We start from the raw sequence: 18401 nt of genomic DNA on the forward strand, positions 1-18401 counted from the left end.
CAGGGCGCCGCACCGTCCAGAAACGCGCGAAACACGCCGTTGCTTTCCCAGCCGCCGCGGCGGCGCTACAGCACCGATATGCGGAACGAGGATCTGCTCGGCCTGGCCGTGCGTCTCGCGGTGGCGGCGGCCGCCGCCATCAACGCCGTGCGCGCCGCCGGCTTCGTCGTGGAACACAAGCGCGACCACTCCCCCGTCACCGTCGCCGACCGGATCGCGGAGGCGCTGATCGTCGAAGGCCTGCGGGAAGCCACCCCCGGCATCCCCGTGGTGGCGGAGGAAGCCGTCGCCGCCGGCCAGGCGGATGTCCCCGCCGGCCGCTTCTGGCTGGTCGATCCGCTGGACGGCACCGCGGAATTCACCGAGGGCCATGACAGCTTCGCCGTGAATATCGGCCTGGTCGAGGATGGCCGCCCCATCCTCGGCGCCGTCGCCCTGCCCGCGACCGGGGAGGTCTTCTCCGGCATCGTCGGCCAGGGCGCCTGGAAGCGGGACGCCGCCGGCGAACGCCCCATCGCCGTCCGCGGCATCCCGGCCAGCGGCGCCACCGCGATGGTCAGCCGGCGGCATGACCGTGACCCCCGCATCCTGGACTTCCTGGCCGAACGGCACGTCGTCTCCGTCACCAGCATCGGATCGGCCGAGAAGTTCTGCCGCCTGGCGGAAGGCGCGGCGGACTACTACCCCCGCCGCGGCCCCACCAGCGAATGGGACACGGCGGCGCCGGAAGCCGTGCTGATCGCCGCCGGCGGCCGCATGGCGGACTGGTCCGGCGCGCCGCTGCGCTACGGCAAGCCCGGCTGGCGCAACCCGCCCTTCATCGCCGAGGGCAAGGGCCTTCCCGCGTGACCCTGCGACTGACGGAGGTGGCGGAAGCCGCGCGGCTGCTGCGGGAGGGTGCGCTCGTCGCCTTCGCCACCGAGACGGTCTATGGCCTCGGCGCCGATGCCCGCAACGCCCGCGCCGTGGCCGCGATCTTCGAGGCCAAGGGCCGCCCCCACTTCAACCCGCTGATCTCCCATTTCGCCAGCGCCGAGGCCGCCTTCGCGGAGGTGGTGGCGGATGGCCGCGCGCGCGCGCTGGCCCAGCGCTTCTGGCCCGGCCCGCTGACCATGGTGCTGCCGCGCCGGCCGGAGTCCCGGATCGACCTGCTGGCCGGCGCGGGGCTGGATACGCTGGCCGTCCGCGTGCCCGGCCACCCCCAGGCGCTGGCGCTGCTGGCGGAGGCCGGCATCCCCATCGCCGCCCCCTCCGCCAACCGCTCCGGGGAGGTCAGCCCCACCACCGCCGCCCATGTTCTGGCCGGCCTCGGCGGGCGCATCGCCGCCGTGCTGGAAGGCGGCGCCTGCGCGGTGGGCGTGGAGAGCACGGTGCTCGACCTGTCCTCGCCGGGCGGCGCGGTGCTGCTGCGCCCGGGCGGCGTGACGGCCGCCGCGATCGAGGCCGTGATCGGCCCGATCGGCCGCCCCATCCCCGCCGCCGCCGCCGCCGCGACGCAGACGCTGCGCAGCCCGGGGCTGATGCTCTCCCACTACGCGCCCCGCCTGCCGGTGCGGCTGGAAGCGACGGTGGTGCTGGCGGAGGAAGCGCTGCTCGCCTTCGGACCCGAACCGCTGCGGGGTGCGGGCGCGCTCTGGAACCTCTCGCCGTCGGGCGACATGGCGGAGGCCGCCGCGCGGCTCTTCGCCGGGCTGCGCTGGCTGGATGCGGAAGGCGCGCGCCTCGGCCTGGTCGGCATCGCCGCCATGCCCATCCCCGGGTCAGGCCTGGGCGAGGCCATCAATGACCGCCTGGCCCGCGCCGCCGCCCCGCGGGGCTGACTGACCGTTTCGCGCGCAGCACGCTTGCCGATCGGGCATCGCTGCGCCATCCCCTGACCATTCGCCCGCCATTCAGGCTGGCCCCGCGCTTGCTTGTCCCCCTCCGTGGCCACCGCCCGAGGGACAAGCATGGCAGCCGTCATCCCCGCCGATCCCGCGCCCTTCGCCTTCACCCCCGCGCGCAGCGCGCTGGTGGTCATCGACATGCAGCGGGATTTTCTCGAACCCGGCGGCTTCGGGGAAAGCCTCGGCAACGACGTCTCGCTGCTGGCCTCCGCCATCGGCCCCTGCCAGGCCGTCCTCGCCGCCGCGCGCGCCGCGGGGATGCTGGTGATCCACACGCGGGAAGGCCATCGCCCCGACCTGTCCGACGCCCCGCCCGCCAAGGTGGAGCGCGGGCCGAAGGGCCAGCGCATCGGCGATCCCGGCCCGATGGGCCGCATCCTGATCCGCGGCGAACCCGGCCACGACATCATCGAGGCGCTCGCCCCCCTCCCCGGCGAGCCCGTCATCGACAAGCCCGGCAAGGGCGCCTTCTACGCGACCGAACTTGAACCCATGCTCCGCCACCGGGGGATCGAGGTGCTGTTCGTCGCCGGCGTCACCACCGAAGTCTGCGTCCACACCACGGTGCGCGAGGCGAATGACAGGGGCTTCCGCTGCCTCGTCATCGCCGATGCCTGCGCCTCCTACTTCCCGGAGTTCCACGCCACGGCGCTGCGCATGATCAGCGCGCAGGGGGGAATCTTCGGCTGGGTCTCCGAAGCCGCGCGCGTCACCGCCGCGCTCCACCCGCATCGCGAAGGGAAAGCCGCATGAGCACCACGACGGAAAAACCCGTGCTCTGGTCGCCCGGCGACTGGAACGCGCTGTTCGGCTTCGGCACCAACATCCTGGTGAACCTGCTGGTGCTGACCGGGCTGCTGCGCTTCGTGCTGCAGATGCCGGACAGCATCGTCTTCGGCCGCATCCTGCCCGCCGCGGGGCTGATGATGGCGCTGTCCACCATGTACTACGCCTGGCTCGCCTACCGCCTCGCGCTCAGGACCGGCCGATCCGATGTCTGCGCGCTGCCATCGGGCATCTCCGTGCCGCACATGTTCGTCGTCGTCTTCGTCATCATGCTGCCGATCTCGGCGCGGACGAACGACCCGATCAAGGGCTGGGAAGCGGGCCTCACCTGGGTGTTCGTCCAGAGCTTCATCCTGATGGCCGGCGCCTTCCTCGCCCCCTGGGTGAAGAAGGTGACGCCGCGGGCGGCGCTGCTCGGCACGCTGGCCGGCGTCTCCATCACCTTCATCTCCATGCGCCCGGCGCTGGAGATGTTCATGACGCCGGTGATCGGCATCGTCTGCTTCGCCATCGTGCTGGCCGCCTGGTTCGGCGCGCTGCGCTATCCCCGCGGCATCCCGGCGGGCCTCGTCGCCATCGCCTTCGGCATGCTCATCGCCTGGGGCGCCGCCGCGCTCGGCCTCGGCTTCGGCGGCCGCAGCCTCGACAAGCTGCTGGGCGGGCTCACCAATATCGGCTTCTCCGTGCCGATCCCCGCCATCGACCATGTCTTCGGCGGCTTCGAGTTCATCGGCATCATCCTCGTCACCGCCATCCCCTTCGGGATCTATGACCTGGTGGAGGCGATGGACAATGTGGAGAGCGCGGAGGCGGCCGGCGACCATTTCCCGACCACGCGCGTGCTGACGGCCGATGGCGCCGTCTCGCTCGTTGGCTGCCTGATGGGCAACCCCTTCATCAACGCGGTCTATATCGGCCACCCCGGCTGGAAATCCATGGGCGGGCGCATCGGCTATTCCGCCGCCACGGGCCTGGCCGTGCTGGTCGTCACCTGGCTCGGCATCATCTCCCTGCTGCTGGACCTGATCCCGGTCGTCGCGATCGCGCCGATCCTGCTCTACATCGGCATGCTGATCGGCGCGCAGGCCTTCCAGGAGACGCCGAAATCCCACGCTCCCGCCGTGGTGCTCGGCCTGGTGCCGCATCTCGCGGCCTGGGCGAAGACGCTGATCGATGGCGCGCTGGGCGCGGCGGGCACCAACGCCGTCTCGGTCGGCATGGACAAGCTCGGCCAGGTCGGCGTGCTCTATCCGGGGCTGGAAGTGCTGGGGGAGGGCTCCATCCTCTCGGGCCTCATCCTCGCCGCCATCGCCGCCTTCATCATCGACAAGGAATGGGTGAAGGCCAGCTACTTCGCCGGCGCCGGCGCGGTGCTGACCTTCTTCGGCTTCATGCACGGGCCCGCCGTGGGCATCGCCGTCACGCCCGGCGTCGCCGCGGCCTATGCGCTGGTGGGCGCCTTCCTCTACGCGGTCAGCCGGCAGGCGGAGATCGAAGGGGCGCTGCGCGCGAAGCTGAACCGCGCCCCTGCCGCCGCTGAGTGAATCCTGGGGAAGGCGCTGCCTTCCCCAGACCCCATCCGCCAGGCCCGAGACGGGCCTGGACCGTCGTTACTGGTACAGCCCCTTGCTCGCCAGCCACTCCTGGATCACGCCGGCGGCCTGGTCGCCGTTGCGGTCCATCATCAGCATGTGGCTGTTGCCGCGGATGCCGCGCTCCGGCAGGTCCACCACATCCACGCTGCCGCCCGCCGCGCGCACGGCTTCCGCGAAGCGCACGCCATTGGCGCGGATGGTCGGCCAGCGGCTGTCCTGCGCGATGTAGTCGCCATAGATCATCAGCACGGGGATGTTGCGCAGCGCCGCCACCTTGGCGGGATCGCCCACCGCCGCGGGCTCCACCAGCACCAGCGCGCGCACCTTGTCCGGCCTCTCCTGCGCCGCGCGCCAGCCGAACAGCCCGGCCTGGCTATGCGCCACCACGACGCTCGGCCCGACACGGTCCAGCAGCGCCAGATAGGCCTCCAGCGTCAGCTCATCCGTCGTGGTGAAGCGCGGCACGATCTGCCGCATGAAGTTCATGTAGCTCTCGCGATCCGCCGGGAACTGGTTGCCCGGCAGCACCTCGCCGCGCGCGAAGCTGCCGGGGCCATTGCCGATGCGGAACCGCTCGAAGGGATTGTCCACCGTCAGCAGGAGGTGGGAGCCCCCGGTCTGCTCCGGGATCATGGACCAGCCGGACCGGCCGCGCTCCACCGCGTCGCTGACATAGACAGGCCAGCCGCGGCGCAGGAAGAAGTGCTGCCACCCCTCGCGCCCGTCGGGCGTCGTCTCATAGGTCACGCCCGTCAGCCCGCCGCCATGCCACAGCAGGATCGGCGCCTGGCCGCGCGGATTGGATGGGATCATGTACTGCGCGTACATCGAGCCCATGAGGTAGGTGCCGTTCGGATCCACGCGCGCGGGCACGCCGCCCGGGCTGAACAGCACCTCCCGCACCGGCTGGCCGGAGATCACGACCTCCCGCCCGCCGACATGGAAGCTGCCCCAGCTCTGCAGCGAGACGGGCGGCAGCTGCGATGCCTGCTGCGCCATCGCCGGCGCGGCCAAGATCGCAGCCATCGCCGCCGCCATCACGAGTTTCTTCATCGGTTCCTTCCTCTCACTCCACCGCGCAGACGAAGCTGGCGGCGCGGTTCACATCGCCTTCCCCGCGATAGCGCGGAAAGGCCGGCGCGGCGCAAAGCGGCAGGGTGCGCCCGCGCGTCGGGCTCGCCGTGCCGTCCACCACCACCTGCCCCTGCGGCGGCACGCCATTCTCCACCCAGTTGTCGAGCGCGCTCACGCTGCCCCATTGCGGCGCGAAGCGCCCGCCGCCATGGGCCAGCCCCGGCAGCAGGAAGAAGCGCGCGAAGCCATCGGCGCGCTCCGCGCCCATCGCCTGCACGATGCGCTGGTGGAAGCGCGCATTCTCCCAGGGGCTGACGGAGGGATCGTCATTCCCCTGCAGCAGGATCAGCTTGCCGCCGCGCGCCGCGAAGGCGGAGAGGTCGGCGCGCGACGCATCGAACAGCCGCGAGATTTCCAGGATCCGCTCCCGCTGCGGCCCCTCCGCCGTCACGTCCAGCCTCCGCATGTCGAGGTCGCGGCCCCCATTCACGAAGTAGCGGAAGAACTGGTAGGCGCGATCGACGTGATGCGCGTTGGGCCCCGATCGCGGCGGCGATGTCAGCGCGGCCTGGGAGCCGAGCTGCATCGCGATCCCCTCCAGGCTGTTGTAGCCGAGGTAGTCGTTCAGCCCGTTCGCGAAGGCATAGGGCAGCGTGTAGCCCTGGTGATAGACGCGCATGGTGCGGTCGATCTGGGTCGCGGTCAGGCAATGCGCGGGATGCCCCGTCTCTCCCGCCTTGCAGCGCAGCGCCTCCAGCGCCGCGCTCGCGCCGGCGCGGCAGGCCGCGGGGTTGCTCACCAGCCCATCCGCCACGCCATCCAGCCCGTCGCAGCGCGCCAGCGATTCCTGCGCGATCCGCGTCACCATCGCCGGCGGGATCCAGCCCGCCGCGTCATCGTCATAGACCGCGCGGCCCAGCATCGCGCCCCAGAGCCGCAGCCCCATGTAGCTGCTGACGGGATACCAGGAGATGATGCCGTCATAGGCTTCCGGCCAGCGCATCGCGGCCGTCAGCCCCTCCCGCCCCCCGGTCGAGCCGCCGTTGAAATAGACGCGGCGCGGCGCCTCGCCGTATCGCGCCCCGGCCACGGCGCGCACCGCATCCAGCGTCTTGCGGATATGGGCATAGCCGAAATTGTGCAGCGCCTCCTCGTTCAGCGCGAAGGAGGCATCGTCCGCGCTTTCCGCCTGGTGGCCGCTATCGCCCGCGAAGGTCAGGAAGCCGCGGGCGAGCGGCGTCGCGGCACCCTCCAGCCCATGCACCTCCGGCCCCGTGGTGGCGGGGATGCGGCCATTGTAGCCGCCGCCGCCGAATTGCAGCGCCTTGCGGTTCCAATGCGTCGGCAGGTTGGCCTGGAAGCGGATTTCCGGCGCCTGCGGATCGACCGGCGCGATGGCGCCCATCACGCGGCAGTATTCGCCGTTCGGGTTCCCGGCCTCGTTCGCCGGCACCAGCCGCGCCGCGGTCACGGCGGCGCCGGTGGTCGGCAGGGTGATGGCGGCGGCCGGGATGCGCAGCCCCGTGAGCGCCGCGCAGGCCTCGGCCGGCGGCCTGGGCTGCGCCATGGCGGGCAGGGCGGCAGCGGCCAGCGCCGCCACCGCGAGGGTGTGCTTCATGGTACCCGTCCCCTTCCCCTGCGCCCCGGCGGCATGCCGGGGTCGCACCGCGCCCCGCCTTGCTGGCGGGGTCGCCTTGCGCCCGGCCTTGATGGCCGGGTCGCACGACACACCCGTGGCGGGCGTCAGTCCACCGTGATGTTGGCCTGCCGGACGACGGTTGCCCAGCGTTCCCTTTCCCACCGGATCAGTTCGGCGAAGCCGCGGCCATCCAGGGTGGAGGGCTCCGCCCCTTCATCCCGCAGGCGGCGCACCACCTCCGGATTGGCCAGCGCCTCCCGCATCGCGGCGAAGAGGCGCGCCTTCACCGGCTCCGGCGTCCCGCGCGGCACCAGCAGCCCGTACCAGGCGGTCGCCTTGTAGCCCGGGATGGTCTCCGCCACCGTCGGGATGGTGGGCAGGATGGTCATGCGCGCATCGCCCGTCACCGCCAGCGGCCGCAGCGAATTGCTGGTCAGCAGGCCGACCACGGAAGGCAGCGTGGTGATCATGAAGTGCAGGTGCCCGGCGACCACGTCGGTCAGCGCGGGGGCGGCGCCGCGGAAGGGGACGTGCTCCGCCTCCAGCCCCGCCATCTGCAGCATCAGCGCCGCCGCCAGGTGGCTGGCGGAGCCGTTGGAGGCGCTGCCATAGGTGATGTTGCCGCGCGCCGCGCGGATCTCGCCCAGCAGCTCCTGCAGGTTCGTCGCGCGGGACTTCGGCCCCACCACGACGATCAGCGGCGCATCCGCCACCAGCCCGATCGGCTCCAGCGCCGTCTCCGGGTTCACCCGCATGTTGCGGAAGAGGGAGACGTTGACGCTCATCGGCCCATGGTTGCCCATCAGCATCGTGTAGCCATCGGGCCGCGCGCTGGCCGCGGCCTCGGTCGCGATGTTGCCGCCGGCGCCGGGCCGGTTCTCCACCACCACGGGCTGGCCGAGCGCGGGGCTCATGGCATTCGCCACCGTGCGGGCGATGAGGTCCGTGCCCCCGCCGGGCGCGAAGGCCAGCAGGATGCGGATCGGGCGGCTGGGGAAGGGCCCGTCCTGCGCCAGGGCGGGGCCCGCGAAGGGCAGCGCAAGCGCGGTGCCGAGCAGCGTGCGACGATCGATCATGGTGACTGGTTTCCGCTTTCTTGTTGTGTGAGGCGTCAGGTCTTCAATCCGCCGCATCCGCCAGCCGCGCATGCCCCGGCCAGACGGACCCCGGGATCAGCAGCGTGCCTTCGAAGATGCGGCGCGCCGTGCGCAGCGTGCCGGCCCAGGCGACGGCGTCGCCCTCCATCCCGATCGGCACCTCCATGATGCCGGAAGGATGGGCGATCCGCACCACCTCGCCCGCGCCGGGCACGGTCGCGACGGTGCCGGCCAGCCGCGCGGCGGCGGCCAGGGTGATGCCGCCCGTCACCGCCATGGCGCGGTGGCAGGCATGGGGCGTGAAGTAGCGCGCGGCCAGGTCCGCCCCCTCCGCCGGGGGCCCGACCAGCGCGGGCTTCGGCACCACGCTGTCGGAGACATCGCCGAAGCCCATGCGCCGGCCCGCTTCCAGGCGCAGCGCCTCCAGCCGCGCGCGCAGCACGGCGTCATCCTCCAGCGCCTCCGGCCGGTCCCCGGCCGAGACGCCGAGCGATTCCGCGCGCACCAGCATCATCGGCATGGCGCCGTCGATCAGCGTGACCTCGATCCCCTCGATCACCTCGCTCCGCCGCCCGGTCGGGAACATCGCGCCCGTCTTGCTGCCGGCCACGTCGCGGAAGCGCAGCACCACCGGCGCCGCCGTGCCCGGCACGCCGGGGATCGCCGCATCGCCTTCATAGGTCACGCGCCCGCCCGGCGTCTTCACCGCGGCATCGACCAGCGCGCCGGTGTTGACGTTGCGGATGCGCACCAGCGTCTCCCCCTCCCGCGCCCGGACCAGCCCGGCCTCGATCGCGAAGGGGCCGACGCCGGCCAGCATGTTCCCGCAATTCGGCTTGGTATCGACCAGCGCGCGGCCGACATCGACCTGCGCGAAGAGGTAGTCGACATCGATGCCCGGCATGGCGGAGCGGGAGACGATCGCGACCTTGCTCGTCAGCGTCTGCGCGCCGCCGATGCCATCCACCTGCATGGGATGCGGCGACCCCATCGCCGCCAGCAGCACGGCGTCGCGCGTCGCCTCATCCGCCGGCAGGTCATCGGCCAGGAAGAAGGGGCCGCGGCTGGTGCCGCCGCGCATCAGGACGCAGGGGATGCGGGTCTGCATGGATTGTCCGGCCGTTTCCGCCGCGCGTGATAGCCGCGCCGATCCCTGCGGAGTAGTGCAAAGATCGGCAGTACTCTTGCGCGCGGCGCAAGACGGCCGCAGGCTTCCCCGACCATGGCCATCGCCCTCGACCAGCTGCGCACCTTCGTCGCCGTCGCCGAAGCCGGCGGCCTGACCCCCGCGGCGGAGACGCTGCATCTATCCCTGCCCGCGATTTCCAGACGGTTGACGGCGCTGGAGGAGGAGCTGGGCGTCGCCCTCCTCACCCGTTCAACACGCCGTGTGGCGCTGACCCAGACCGGGCGCGAATTCCTCCCCCGCGCCCGCCGCCTGCTGGATGAGCTGGAGGAAAGCCTGCTCGGCATCCGGGAGGTCGCGGCCCAGCGGCGCGGCCTCGTCGTCCTGGCCTGCATCCCGACCGCCGCCTACTACTTCCTGCCCGCGACGCTCGCCGCCTTCGCCCGGCGCTTCCCCGCCGTCCGCGTCCGCGCCATGGACCTCTCGGCGGAGGGGGTGACCGATGCCGTCGCCACCGGCGCCGCCGAATTCGGCGTGGGCATGGAAGGCGCGGCCCATCCGGAGGTCGAGTTCCGCCCCATGCGGCGCGACCCCTTCGTCCTCGCCTGTCGCCGCGACCACCGCCTGGCCCGCCGCCGCGCCGTCCGCTGGCAGGACCTGGAGGGGGAGCGCCTGGTCGGCGTCTCCCGCCGCTCCGGCAACCGCCTGATCCTGGACCGCGCCCTGCTTCCCCGCGGCATCAGCCCCCATTGGCACTACGAGGCCGAGCATCTCTCCACCAGCCTCGGCCTGGTGGAGGCCGGGCTCGGCCTCGCGGTCGTCCCCCGCCTCGCCCTGCCGCGGGACCCCCACCCGGTGCTGGTGGCGCGCCCGCTGACGGACCCGGCGGTGGATCGCGCCACCGGCCTGCTGCTGAAGCGCGGCGCGGAACCCGGCCCCGCCGCCCGCGCGCTGATCGACCTGCTGGCCCGCGGCATGCGGGGGGCTTGATCCCGGGCGCCCCGCGCGCTCCCTTGCAGCCATGCCGGATCCCAGCCCGACCGTCGGGCAGCTCTTCCTCACCTATCTCAAGATCGGCCTGGTCGGCTTCGGCGGCGTCAATGCCTGGGCGCGGCGCGTGCTGGTGGAGGAGAAGCGCTGGCTGACCGAGCAGGAATATGCGGAGGTGCTGGGCCTCGGCCAGGTCCTGCCCGGCCCCAATGCGCTGAACGTCGCCATCCAGCTGGGCGACCGTTTCCGCGGCGGCGCGGGCGCGCTCGCCACCACCCTCGGGCTGTTCGGCGGGCCGCTGCTGGTGCTGATGGGGCTGGCCGCGCTGCATGACGCCTATGGGGAGGTGCCGCTGGTCAAGGCCATCCTCGCCGGCACGGCGGCGACGGCGGCGGGGATGATCCTCGGCACCGCGCTGAAGATGGCGACCAGGCTCAGGCCCGCCCTGCCCATCGTCGCGGTGGGCATCGCCGCCCTGGTCGGCGGCGCGCTTCTCCGCCTGCCGCTGCCCTACATCGTCCTCGGCCTCGCCCCCTTCGGCATCGCCGCCGCCTGGTGGACGCTGAGGACCCGCGCGTGAACGACCGGGACCCGCGCGTGAACGCGACCAGGACCCGCGCATGAACGACCAGGGCGGCATCCTCCTCCAGCTCGCCATCGGCTTCGCCGCCATCTCCATGATCGCGGTGGGCGGCGGCATCGCCGTGGTGCCGGAGATGAACCGCCTGGTGGTGGACGTGCATGGCTGGATGACGGATGCGCGCTTCGCCCAGCTCTTCGCCCTCGCCCAGGCCGCGCCGGGGCCGAATGTGCTGGTCGTGGGCCTGATCGGCTGGCAGGTGGCGGGGCTTGCGGGGATGCTGGTGGCGACGCTGGCCATGACCGGCCCCGCGGGCCTCTTCGCCTTCGGCTTCTCCAAGCTCCGTGGTCGCCTGGCCGGGGCGCGCTGGCTGCGGATCATCGAGAAGGGCCTGGTCCCCATCGCGGTCGGGCTGATCTTTTCGTCCGGGATCATCCTGGCGCAGGGCGCGGCGCACCCCGCCGGCCCCGGCACCGCCATCAGCCTGCTGGCGGTGGGGCTGACCGTCTTCTCCACCCTCTTCGTCTGGCTGACCGATCGCAGCCCGCTCTGGGTGCTGGCCGTCGGCGCGGTCGCGGGCGCGCTGCTTCTCTAGCCCCCCACGGCGACAGCCCCGCGCGGCGGCGCTATACGCAGGGAATGCCCGACGCCCCCACCCCGGCCGGCCTGCTGGACCGGCTGCACGCGCTCCTCGGCCCCCGTGGCCTGCTCACGGATCCCGCCGACATCGCCCCCCATCTGTGCGACTGGCGCGCCCTCTACCAGGGCCGCGCGCTGGCCGTGGCGCGCCCGGCCGATACGGCGGAAGTCGCCGCCGTGGTGAAGCTGGCGCAGGAAACCGGCACGCCCATCACCGTGCAGGGGGGCAACACCTCCATGGTCGGCGGCGCCGTGCCGGATGAGAGCGGCCGCCACCTGATCCTCTCGCTCGCCCGCCTCAACCGCATCCGGGATTGCGATCCCGTGGACATGACCATGACGGCCGAGGCCGGCGTGGTGCTGAAGACCGCGCAGAACGCCGCGCAGGATGCCGGCTGCCTCTTCCCCCTCAGCCTGGGTGCGGAGGGCACGGCCACGATCGGCGGCGTGCTCTCCACCAATGCCGGCGGCAACACCACGGTGCGCTACGGCAATGCCCGCGAATTGATGCTGGGGCTGGAGGTGGTGCTGCCCGACGGCCAGGTCTGGAACGGCCTCCGGCGCCTCCGGAAGGACAATACCGGCTACGCGCTGCGGCACTTGTTCGTCGGTGCGGAGGGCACGCTCGGCATCGTCACCGCCGCCGTGCTGCGCATGTTCCCCCGCCCGCGCGACACGGCGCTGGCGCTCTGCGCCGTGGCGGATGAGGATGCTGCCCTCGGCCTGTTCCGCCGCTTCCGCGACCGGGACGAAAGCGCGGTGCGCGCCTTCGAATACATGTCGGGCACCGGCGTCGATTTCTGCGTGCAGCACATCGAGGGCATCGGCCGCCCGCTTTCCGACCGCGCCGACCACTACGTGCTGGTCGACCTCGCCTCCCCCCGCCCCGATGCGGGCCTGCGCGACATGGCGGAGGGCGTGCTGGGCGAGGCGATGGAGGAGGGCATCGTGCTCGACGCGGTTCTGGCCGAAAGCGAGGCCCAGGCCCAGAAGCTGTGGCGCATCCGGGAGGAGCATCCCGAGGCGCAGAAGCGGGAGGGGGCGTCGGTGAAGAACGACGTCTCCGTCCCCGTCTCCAAGGTGCCGGAGATGATCCGCCGCTGCTCCGCCGCGCTGATGGAGCTGATCCCCGGCAGCCGCCCCGTGCCCTTCGGCCATATCGGGGACGGCAACATCCACATGAACCTGGAACAGCCGCCGGGCATGGACCCCGCCGCCTTCCTGGCCCGCAGCCACGACATCATGGATTGCGTCAACGCCATCGTCCGCGACCTCGATGGCAGCTTCAGCGCGGAACACGGCATCGGCCGGCTGAAGACGGACATGATGGAGGCATGGCGAGGGGGGGCGGAGCTGGATGCGATGAAGCGCATCAAGGCGGCGCTGGACCCCGCGGGCCTGATGAACCCGGGCAAGGTGCTGCCCTGAAGCCAGGGGCTGGTCGGGTGCGATGGGGAAGGCGCTGCCTTCCCCATACCCCATCCGCCAGGGGGCAGAGCCCCCTGGACCATCGTCAATGGAGCCCGGTCCAGGGTCCGGCTGGACCCTGGCGAGGGGGTGCAGGGGGAGCGGCGCTCCCCCTGCTTCTTCTCCTCGCCGCCTGCGCCCCCACCCCCGCCCGCCCGCCGGAGGCCGGCCTCGCCGCCACCGCGACCGTCGCCGAGATCCGCTCCGGCGAGGCGCCGAACTGCAACGCCTCCGGCGCCGCCATCCATCTCGGCGGCGGCCGCTTCGTCACGGCCGCCCATGTGGTGGATGGCTCCGTCCAGCGGCTGCGCGGCTTCTGCCCGCCGGACCGCCAGGGCCAGCCCGCCGTCACGCTCGGCGTCCGCGGCACGGAAGCGCCGGCCCGCATCCTCCGCGCCGGGCGGGACCGCGTCGATGCCGGCATCGGCCAGCGCTACTGGGGCGGGGAGGATCTGGCCATCGTCACCCCCACCCGCGCGCTGCCCGCCCTGCCCGCCGCCACCCCCTGCGCCGCCGCCCCCGCCCCCGGCACGCCCGCCCTGCTCGTCACGCCCCGCCGCGCCATCCGCACCCGGCTGCTCGCCCCCTGGTCGGACCCCGACCGCGCCTTCGGCAGCTACCTGGAGATCCCGGAGACGCTGGCCCCCGGCGAATCCGGCGGCGCGGTGTTCGAAGCGGCCTCTGGCTGCCTGGCCGGGATCGTCAGCCACCGGGATTCGGATGGCGGCCCGCCCAGCACCCGCCTCGTCCCCGCGTCAACCATCGCGCGATTCATGCAGCCGTGAGGGGCCCCGCTTTGCCGCGCGCCCCGAAGGGCTGGTAGAAGGGCCGCGATGACCCGGATCGACCGCTACATCCTGCGCCAATTGGTGGGCGGCCTCCTGGCCGTCACCATCGGGCTGGCCGCGCTGGTGTGGCTGACGCAGTCGCTCCGGTTCATCGAGCTGGTGCTGGACCGCGGCCTCTCGCTCGGCGTCTTCATCCAGCTCACGGGGCTGATGCTGCCCGGCTTCTTCGCCGTGATCCTGCCCATCACCACCTTCGTCGTGGTGCTCTTCGTCTATGTGCGGATGAACAGCGACCGGGAACTGGTGGTGATGCGCGCCGCCGGCCTGTCCCAGCTCCGCCTGGCGCGGCCCGGCATCCTGCTGGCGCTGATGGCGGTCGCGGCGGGCTATGTGCTGAACCTCTGGCTCGTCCCCCTCTCCCACACCGCCTTCCGCATCTGGCAGTTCGAGATCCGCAACCAGATGGCGGCGATCCTGGTGCAGGAAGGCGTCTTCTCCTCCGTCGGCGGGGACCTGACGGTCTATGCGCGGCTGCGGGACCGGGACGGCACGCTGCGCGGCATCCTGGTGCATGATGCCCGCGAACGCGGCGCGCCCGTCACCATCCTGGCCGAACAGGGCCGCATCACCACCGGCCCCAACGGCCCGCGCGTCACGCTGCAGAACGGCGTCCGCCAGCAGATGGAGCGCGTCCCCAACCCCGCCCCCGGCGCCCAGCCCATGCGGCTCTCGGTCCTCTCCTTCAACGAGAACAGCATCGACCTGGCCCGCGCCACGCGGCAGGAGGAAGCGCGCTTCCGCGACTCGCGCGAACGCAGCATCCCCGAATTGCTGCACCCGGACCCGGCGGAGGGCCTCCGCCCGCGGGAGATCGCGCGCTTCGTGGGGGAGGCGCATCAGCGCATGTCCGCCCCCCTCACCGCGCTGTCCTTCGCCCTGGTCGGGCTCTCGGTGGCCCTCACCGGCCAGTTCCGCCGGCATGGCGGCGGCCTCCGGCTCGCCACCGGCATCGGCATCGTGGTCGGGCTGCTGGCGGTGGGGCTCACCATCGGCAACCTCGCGACGCGGGACAACAGCTTCGTCTGGCTGATCTGGCTGCACGCCACCGTCCCCGGGCTGGTCGCGCTGTGGTGGATGCTGGGCGCGCCCGGCCTGCCGCGGCCGCGCAGCCTGCCCATGCCGCCCCCGCTGCCAGCCGGCGGCCCCTGAGCCCATGATCCTCACCCCCACCCTCACGGGTTATGTCGCGCGTGCCTTCTTCGGCATGACGCTCGCGATGCTGGGGGCGCTGACCGGCCTGGTCGCGCTGTTCGACTTCATCGAATTGCTGCGCCGCGCCGCGACCCGCCCCGATGTCGGCTTCGGCATCGCGCTGGAGATCGCGAGCCTGCGCCTGCCCTTCGTCTCCCTCCAGATCCTGCCCTTCTCCATCCTGCTCGGCGGCATCATCGCCTTCTGGCGGCTCACCCGGTCGTCGGAGCTGATCGTGGCGCGCGCCGCCGGCATCTCCGCCTGGGGGTTCCTGACCGGGCCGCTGGTGGTGGCGCTGCTGCTCGGCATGGTCGCCACCGGCGCCATCTCCCCCATCTCCTCCGCCCTGCTGTCGCGCGCCGAACGGCTGGACCAGACCTTCCTGCGCACCGGCGGGGGCATGACGGCGCTGGCCGGCGGGCGCCTCTGGCTCCGCCAGGCGGACCGGGAGCTGGAGGCGAATGGCGTCGCCATCATCTCCGGCCGCCCCGTCGCCATGCGCGGCGCGGACCAGCCCCTGCCCCGCGCCGGCGCGCGGTTCGAGCTGCAGGAAGTCTCGGTCTGGCGCCTGACCGCCGCGGACCAGCCCCTGTCGCGGCTGGAGGCGCCGCGCGCCCGCCTGACCGCCGGCGCCTGGGTGATCGAGGATGCGGTGGCCTTCGGCGCCGACCGCATCGCCAAGCCCATCGGCACCATCAGCCTGCCGACGGAGCTGACGCCCGACCGCATCGAGGACAGCTTCGCCTCCCCGGAAACGCTGGATTTCTGGGCCCTGCCCGGCTTCATCGCGGTGCTGGAGGAGGCGGGCTTCTCCGCCGTCCGCCACCGCATCCAGTTCCAGTCCCTGCTGGCCCTGCCCGTCCTCGCCATCGCCATGGCGCTGCTCGCCGCCGGCTTCTCCATGCGCCAGACGCGGCGCGGCGGCGTCGCGCAGATGATCGGCGGTGGCGTCGCCGCCGGATTCGCCCTGTTCGTCGTGGACAAGGTCAGCAATGAATTCGGGGAGGCGGGGTCCCTGCCGGTGGTGCTGGCCGCCTGGGCCCCCACCGTCGCGGGGCTGCTGCTGGCCCTCGCCCTGCTGCTGCACCTGGAGGATGGTTGATGCGCCAGCCCGGCGGCCGATCGGGAAAGCTGCCCCCGCCGCTGCGCGCCCCGGGCGGCGCGCCCACGGGCCTGCGCCCGCGCCGCGCGCCCCGGCTTGTGTCCCTGGCGGTGCCGGCGCCGCTGCCCGCATCCGCGCCCGCCGCCGGGCCGCGCACCCGCGCCCGCCTGCTTCTCGGCACCGCGCTGGCCGCCGCCTGGCTGGTCCTGCTGCCCATCATCCCCGCCACCCCCCAGGGCTTCGGCGGCTTCGGCAGCCGCGCCAGCAGCGACGAACCCGTGACCTTCACGGCGGAGGAGGTGGAGTACGACCAGGTCTCCAACACCGTCACCGCCCGCGGGCGGGTGGAGGCCTGGCAGGGCGACCGCGTGCTGCGCGCCGATGAATTCACCTACAACCGCGAAACCGGCGTCGCGGTGGCCACCGGCAACGTCGCGCTGATCGAGCCGGACGGCCAGACCCTCTTCGCCGACCGCGCGGAACTCCAGGGCGGCATGCGCGATGCCGCGATCGAGGGCATCCGCGGCCTGCTGGCCAACAATGCCCGCCTGGCCGCCGCCGGCGCGCGGCGCACCGGCGGCACCGTCACGGACCTGGCGCGCGTCGTCTATTCCTCCTGCGACCTGTGCCCGGAGGATCCGACGCGCCCGCCGCTCTGGCAGCTGCGCGCCCGGGTCGCGACGCTGGACAGCACGGAACAGCGCGTGCGCTACCGCGATGCCGCCGTGCAGTTCGGCGGCTGGCCGGTGCTCTACGCCCCCTATTTCAGCCATGCCTCGCCGGATGCGCCGCGCGCCTCGGGCTTCCTCTCGCCCACGCTCGGCACCACCCGCCTGCTCGGCGCCTTCGCGGAGATCCCCTACTACTGGGCGATCGACGACCATTCCGACGCCACCGTCACCGCGACGCTGTCGGAGAAGCAGATCCCGAATCTCGGCGTCGCCTATCGCCGCCGCTTCAACAGCGGCGACCTCTCGGTCGAGGGCTCGATCGGCGCGCTGGACGGCACCTCCTCGGACGGCACGGGCGGCCACCTCTTCTCCCGCGGCCGCTTCTCGCTGGATGAGAACTGGCGCGCGGGCTTCGGCATCAACCGCGCCTCCTCCCGCGAATATCTCCGCGCCTGGCGCTATGGCGGGCCGCGGGTGCTGACCACCAGCGCCTATCTGGAAGGCTTCTGGGGCGCGGAAGGCTATGCCCGCATCGACAGCATGATCTACCAGGGCCTCGATTCGCAGACGACGACCAGCCAGATCCCGGTCGTGCTGCCGCGGGGCTATGCGGACTACGTCTTCCCGACCGATGAGCTGGGCGGCAACTTCACCCTCGACGCCTCCGCCTACAGCATCTTCCGCACCACGGGCACGGATACGCGCCGCGTCGGCAGCCGCCTGTCCTACGAACTGCCCTTCACCGGGGAAGCGGGCGATCTCTGGACCTTCCGCACCCATGCCGATGTGCTGGGCGGCTGGGCGGATGGCCTGGCGCTGGCGCCCACCTATGGCGATGCGGGGGGCGATGGCTTCTACGGCCGCGCCCATATCCGCAGCGCGGTGGATTGGCGCATGCCCTTCCTGCGCAGCGCGGGGGAATGGGGGTCGCAGCTGATCGAGCCGCGGGTGCAGGTCGTGACCGGCCCCTCCACCGGCGCGCAGACCAGCTTCCCGAACGAGGACAGCCTCGACCTCGAATTCACCGACGCCAACCTGTTCAGCCTGAACCGCTTCCCGGGGCGGGACCGGCTGGAAGGCGGCACCCGCGTGGATGCCGCGCTGCGCGGCGCCTGGTTCTTCCCCAATGGCGGGCAGCTCGAGGCGCTCGCCGGCCGGTCCTTCCGCGCCGCGACGGACGCCACCTTCGCCCAGGGCACGGGGCTGGAGGGCCGGTCCTCCGACTGGGTCGGCCGCCTCCGCCTGGCGCCGGTGCCCTGGCTGGAACTGGTCGGCCGCACCCGGCTGGACCGGGAGACGACGGAACCCCGCCTGTGGGACGGCAGCGCCACCGTCTTCGGCGGCCCCTTCTCCCTGACCGGCGGCTACCTGCTGACCGACCCCGCCCCCTATGTGACGACACGGAAGCGGGAGGAGGTGTCGATCGGCGGCACGCTCCGCCTGACGGAGAACTGGCGCATCGGCGCCTTCGGCCGCTACGACATCCACCTGGACCGCGCGGTCAGCGGATCGGCCAGCGCGATCTACGAGGATGAGTGCCTGATCTTCGAGACGCGCTTCGTCCGCAACCGGGCGCAGGACCCGAATACGGGGCGCGACTATGCCGGCGGCACGCTGCTGCTGTTCCGCATCAGCCTGAAGACGGTCGGCGATTTCGGGTTCCGCGCCTTGTGATGACGCGCCCGGACCCGGCGGGGCACGCTCGCGCCC

Annotated in this window: 16 protein-coding genes; 12 read left to right on the forward strand and 4 right to left on the reverse strand. The window is 72.7% G+C overall.

Annotated features, from left to right (window positions below):
- Positions 1-78 precede the first annotated feature (78 nt).
- From cysQ to JJI54_RS00095, 4 genes are all read left to right on the forward strand, one after another.
- Positions 79-849: a 3'(2'),5'-bisphosphate nucleotidase CysQ gene (gene cysQ, locus JJI54_RS00080; protein WP_203072264.1), complete on the forward strand. Its 771-nt coding sequence runs from the start codon at positions 79-81 to the stop codon at positions 847-849.
- The gene (locus tag JJI54_RS00085; RefSeq protein ID WP_203069728.1) at positions 846-1820 is read left to right on the forward strand and encodes an L-threonylcarbamoyladenylate synthase; all 975 of its coding nucleotides are present in this window, start codon (positions 846-848) and stop codon (positions 1818-1820) included. The genes cysQ and JJI54_RS00085 overlap by 4 nt, the downstream gene beginning before the upstream one ends.
- A 129-nt stretch (positions 1821-1949) precedes the next feature.
- On the forward strand, positions 1950-2639 hold the full coding sequence (locus JJI54_RS00090) for a cysteine hydrolase family protein (RefSeq protein WP_203069730.1): 690 nt from the start codon (positions 1950-1952) through the stop codon (positions 2637-2639).
- Positions 2636-4216: a hypothetical protein gene (locus tag JJI54_RS00095; RefSeq protein ID WP_203069732.1), complete on the forward strand. Its 1581-nt coding sequence runs from the start codon at positions 2636-2638 to the stop codon at positions 4214-4216. The genes JJI54_RS00090 and JJI54_RS00095 overlap by 4 nt, the downstream gene beginning before the upstream one ends.
- Positions 4217-4282: 66 nt before the next feature.
- Here the strand turns inward: JJI54_RS00095 and JJI54_RS00100 are convergent, their stop codons facing one another.
- The 4 genes from JJI54_RS00100 to JJI54_RS00115 form a co-directional block, all read right to left on the reverse strand.
- Positions 4283-5320, reverse strand: a complete 1038-nt coding sequence (locus JJI54_RS00100) for an alpha/beta hydrolase family protein (RefSeq protein ID WP_226381324.1) — start codon at positions 5318-5320, stop codon at positions 4283-4285.
- Between the two features lie 13 nt (positions 5321-5333).
- Positions 5334-6959 (reverse strand): tannase/feruloyl esterase family alpha/beta hydrolase, encoded by a 1626-nt coding sequence (locus JJI54_RS00105; protein WP_203069734.1) that lies wholly within the window; start codon positions 6957-6959, stop codon positions 5334-5336.
- Between the two features lie 125 nt (positions 6960-7084).
- The gene (locus JJI54_RS00110; protein ID WP_203069736.1) at positions 7085-8056 is read right to left on the reverse strand and encodes a Bug family tripartite tricarboxylate transporter substrate binding protein; all 972 of its coding nucleotides are present in this window, start codon (positions 8054-8056) and stop codon (positions 7085-7087) included.
- A gap of 43 nt (positions 8057-8099) precedes the next feature.
- The gene (locus JJI54_RS00115) at positions 8100-9185 is read right to left on the reverse strand and encodes a 4-oxalomesaconate tautomerase (protein WP_203069738.1); all 1086 of its coding nucleotides are present in this window, start codon (positions 9183-9185) and stop codon (positions 8100-8102) included.
- 114 nt (positions 9186-9299) lie between these two features.
- On the opposite strand from JJI54_RS00115, the gene JJI54_RS00120 reads away from it, so the two are divergent.
- The 8 genes from JJI54_RS00120 to JJI54_RS00155 are packed head-to-tail and all read left to right on the forward strand — an operon-like array spanning position 9300 to position 18365.
- Positions 9300-10193 (forward strand): LysR family transcriptional regulator, encoded by an 894-nt coding sequence (locus tag JJI54_RS00120; RefSeq protein WP_203069740.1) that lies wholly within the window; start codon positions 9300-9302, stop codon positions 10191-10193.
- A 31-nt stretch (positions 10194-10224) separates the two neighbouring features.
- Positions 10225-10773: a chromate transporter gene (locus JJI54_RS00125; protein ID WP_203069742.1), complete on the forward strand. Its 549-nt coding sequence runs from the start codon at positions 10225-10227 to the stop codon at positions 10771-10773.
- A gap of 40 nt (positions 10774-10813) precedes the next feature.
- Positions 10814-11368: a chromate transporter gene (locus JJI54_RS00130; protein WP_203069744.1), complete on the forward strand. Its 555-nt coding sequence runs from the start codon at positions 10814-10816 to the stop codon at positions 11366-11368.
- Positions 11369-11412: 44 nt separating this feature from the next.
- A complete protein-coding gene (locus tag JJI54_RS00135) occupies positions 11413-12840 on the forward strand; it encodes an FAD-binding oxidoreductase (protein WP_203069746.1) in 1428 nt (475 codons plus the stop codon).
- Between the two features lie 17 nt (positions 12841-12857).
- Complete coding sequence (locus JJI54_RS00140; RefSeq protein WP_203069748.1) at positions 12858-13664, forward strand: trypsin-like peptidase domain-containing protein; 807 nt, start codon at positions 12858-12860, stop codon at positions 13662-13664.
- A gap of 48 nt (positions 13665-13712) precedes the next feature.
- Positions 13713-14876, forward strand: coding sequence for an LPS export ABC transporter permease LptF (lptF, locus tag JJI54_RS00145; RefSeq protein WP_203069750.1), 1164 nt, complete (start codon positions 13713-13715; stop codon positions 14874-14876).
- 4 nt (positions 14877-14880) lie between these two features.
- Positions 14881-16020 (forward strand): LPS export ABC transporter permease LptG, encoded by a 1140-nt coding sequence (gene lptG, locus JJI54_RS00150; RefSeq protein ID WP_203069752.1) that lies wholly within the window; start codon positions 14881-14883, stop codon positions 16018-16020.
- Positions 16020-18365 (forward strand): LPS-assembly protein LptD, encoded by a 2346-nt coding sequence (locus tag JJI54_RS00155; RefSeq protein ID WP_203069754.1) that lies wholly within the window; start codon positions 16020-16022, stop codon positions 18363-18365. Before lptG ends, JJI54_RS00155 begins: the two co-directional genes overlap by 1 nt.
- The last annotated feature ends 36 nt before the right edge of the window (positions 18366-18401 follow it).

Source organism: Falsiroseomonas ponticola, from assembly GCF_016805305.1.
Taxonomy (GTDB): Bacteria; Pseudomonadota; Alphaproteobacteria; order Acetobacterales; family Acetobacteraceae; genus Falsiroseomonas; species Falsiroseomonas ponticola.

Coding starts and splice junctions, on each gene's coding strand:
- JJI54_RS00120 (WP_203069740.1), top strand. CDS start 9,300: ATGGCCATCGCCCTCGACCAGCTGCGCACCTTCGTCGCCGTCGCCGAA.
- JJI54_RS00135 (WP_203069746.1), top strand. CDS start 11,413: ATGCCCGACGCCCCCACCCCGGCCGGCCTGCTGGACCGGCTGCACGCG.
- cysQ (WP_203072264.1), top strand. CDS start 79: ATGCGGAACGAGGATCTGCTCGGCCTGGCCGTGCGTCTCGCGGTGGCG.
- JJI54_RS00105 (WP_203069734.1), bottom strand. CDS start 6,959: ATGAAGCACACCCTCGCGGTGGCGGCGCTGGCCGCTGCCGCCCTGCCC.
- JJI54_RS00130 (WP_203069744.1), top strand. CDS start 10,814: ATGAACGACCAGGGCGGCATCCTCCTCCAGCTCGCCATCGGCTTCGCC.
- JJI54_RS00110 (WP_203069736.1), bottom strand. CDS start 8,056: ATGATCGATCGTCGCACGCTGCTCGGCACCGCGCTTGCGCTGCCCTTC.
- lptF (WP_203069750.1), top strand. CDS start 13,713: ATGACCCGGATCGACCGCTACATCCTGCGCCAATTGGTGGGCGGCCTC.
- JJI54_RS00095 (WP_203069732.1), top strand. CDS start 2,636: ATGAGCACCACGACGGAAAAACCCGTGCTCTGGTCGCCCGGCGACTGG.
- JJI54_RS00155 (WP_203069754.1), top strand. CDS start 16,020: ATGCGCCAGCCCGGCGGCCGATCGGGAAAGCTGCCCCCGCCGCTGCGC.
- lptG (WP_203069752.1), top strand. CDS start 14,881: ATGATCCTCACCCCCACCCTCACGGGTTATGTCGCGCGTGCCTTCTTC.
- JJI54_RS00115 (WP_203069738.1), bottom strand. CDS start 9,185: ATGCAGACCCGCATCCCCTGCGTCCTGATGCGCGGCGGCACCAGCCGC.
- JJI54_RS00090 (WP_203069730.1), top strand. CDS start 1,950: ATGGCAGCCGTCATCCCCGCCGATCCCGCGCCCTTCGCCTTCACCCCC.
- JJI54_RS00125 (WP_203069742.1), top strand. CDS start 10,225: ATGCCGGATCCCAGCCCGACCGTCGGGCAGCTCTTCCTCACCTATCTC.
- JJI54_RS00100 (WP_226381324.1), bottom strand. CDS start 5,320: ATGAAGAAACTCGTGATGGCGGCGGCGATGGCTGCGATCTTGGCCGCG.